This is a genomic window from Vibrio hibernica, assembly GCF_015223435.1.
GTDB lineage: Bacteria > Pseudomonadota > Gammaproteobacteria > Enterobacterales > Vibrionaceae > Vibrio > Vibrio hibernica.
In genome coordinates this window covers 1-2,164 of the sequence record NZ_VHKO01000108.1, presented here as the reverse complement: position 1 = coordinate 2,164, position 2,164 = coordinate 1, and the positions used below count along the sequence as shown (strand labels likewise).

General features: G+C 45.5%; 1 protein-coding gene. It reads right to left on the bottom strand.

Annotation, left to right across the window (positions count from 1 at the left end; translation table 11 throughout):
• Positions 1 to 112: 112 nt before the first annotated feature.
• The gene (gene ltrA / locus FH976_RS15630) at positions 113 to 1,585 is read right to left on the bottom strand and encodes a group II intron reverse transcriptase/maturase (protein ID WP_194091700.1); all 1,473 of its coding nucleotides are present in this window, start codon (positions 1,583 to 1,585) and stop codon (positions 113 to 115) included.
• Positions 1,586 to 2,164: the final 579 nt, after the last annotated feature.

Below are 2,164 nucleotides of genomic sequence, written 5' to 3'. Positions count from 1 at the left end.
TGTCGGGTGGACGACACTTGTTACCAAGTGCCGTCTCCCTAAGAACCCAGCGTGCAACTTTCACTGCACTAGGCTCAAGCCTCCACAAAGGCATCAAATGATACCCAGCAACTTATAAAGCAGTCGGAGCAGGCTCTTTCCAAGAGTTACGAGCTTGCCGTTTGGACTTCCTTTTAGCCAAGTATTCTTGGTATTGAGGGTCAAAGGGTGTCACTGCACTTCGGATTTTCACATGCCTTTCTATTGGCACTTTAGCTATTTGGAACAGATTGAACTGGCAATCCATATCCATGATCTTCTGCCAACCGTGAAACTGCCATTGGCCTCTTCGGTTGATGAAGTATTTTAGGGCAATCCAAGTTTTAGATTTTGTTGGATGACGCCTTTTAGCCCAGTGCCATAACGTATGGAATAGCTTGTGACCGACATATCCGAATACCTGTTTAGCCACGCAGTGTCGATAATAGTTCGACCACCCCCTGAGTTTCGGATTTATCAGTTTGATAAGATCATTCACTGGAAGGGTTACGTGCTTTTTGATGAGTTCACGCAGATTGCTTAAGAACATCAACGTATTGGATTTACTCGGCTTGATGAGCAGTTTCCCTTTGTACTTCCTATGGTTGAACCCAAGAAAGTCAAAGCCATCGTTGATATGAGTAATGTGCGTTTTCTCTTCGGATAATGTTAAGCCTCTTTCCGCTAAGAAATCAGCAATCAACGGTTTGATATCGTTCTCGAGCACTTCCTTTGAAGCGCAAGTGACGACGAAATCGTCGGCATATCCAATAAAGTTGGCTCTTGCACCCTTTTTGAGTGCGGCAGACTTAATGTGCTGTTCGAGACCAGAGAGTGTCATTAACATCAAGGTTGGAGATATAATCCCGCCTTGAGGCGTGCCTTCATCGGTGTCGTAAAATAGCCCTTTGTCTACAAAGCCAGACTTTAGCCATTGCTTCAACATTCGTTTATCAACAGCAACATTATCCATCAGCCATTGATGCCCAATTTTGTCGAAACAAGCTTTGATGTCCCCTTCAAGAACCCATTGTGCTGACCGTTTCTGACTCAAACAGATAAAACACTGGCCGATTGCGTCAGCAGTGCTTCGCCTTGGTCTAAAACCGTAGCTGTTAGGGTCGGCAAGACTTTCTGACACAGGCTCTAATGCTAATAAGTGAAGTGCTTGTTGCGCTCTGTCTATCATGCATGGAATGCCCAATGGCCTAAGTTTACCGTTCTTTTTGGGAATATAGATACGCTTGAGTGGTTTGGCTTGATAAGCCTTTCTACTTAATTGATTGACTGCTTTCATGCGGCGTGTATCTGTATTCCAGATAACACCATCTATTCCAGGCGTCTTACTGCCTTTGTTTTGTGATACTCGCTTAACAGCAAGAAGTTTTGCTGAGCGAGAGTGAGTCAGTAGCCACTGCAAGGCTTTCGCTTTGCCGTGCTTACCTTCTCGAGTTGCCTTTGCAATACGCATCTGAAGCTTTAATACATGCGATTCAACGGATTTCCAGTCGATTGACTGCCATTGAGCGCTGTCAGGAGAGGCACTAATCTCTTTTAAAATCATCATTTGCATTTCTCCTTGAATAAAGTTATTCATATTCTCTCGCAACGGGAGACCAGTCGGAAGTGGGCTCACTTTCGTGATCAGACATCAGTCTGTATCTGCATCGTTACAACGCAGCCTTCGCTTTTTCCAACCTCCTATACCAGCATCACTATCGGCCACAATGGCTTTCCCTGAGGGAGTGATACTGGCTTACCGTGTTCCGTATGTTGCGCAGTGTCAGGTTAGATGCCCGCTATAGTGCGGAGAGTTCAATGATCACGAAAGAGCATGGGGCAATCTCTTTCCGACTCTCATGCCTTTTGGCTACAGCGTATTAACCACTTCCGCTGTTTCATCGTATAACGCACCTTATGCGGATTCACTTATGTTCATCATACTGACTACCTAGCACTTACCCGATTTTGTGGTTATCAGGAGGATCGTCCTCTCACGATTTAGATCCCGACTGGTGCACGACCAATCTTCGTTACATTGTCAGACTCGCTACTTTATTCAGAGTCCTAGGTTCATCTGGTGATACAGATGGTTCACACATTAAGCGGTGAACAGCGCTTCATACGACCTCACGTCGCACGCCCC

What these genes read in the sequence shown, in the direction of transcription:
- ltrA (WP_194091700.1), bottom strand. Translation starts at nt 1,585, where the DNA reads ATGATGATTTTAAAAGAGATTAGTGCCTCTCCTGACAGCGCTCAATGG.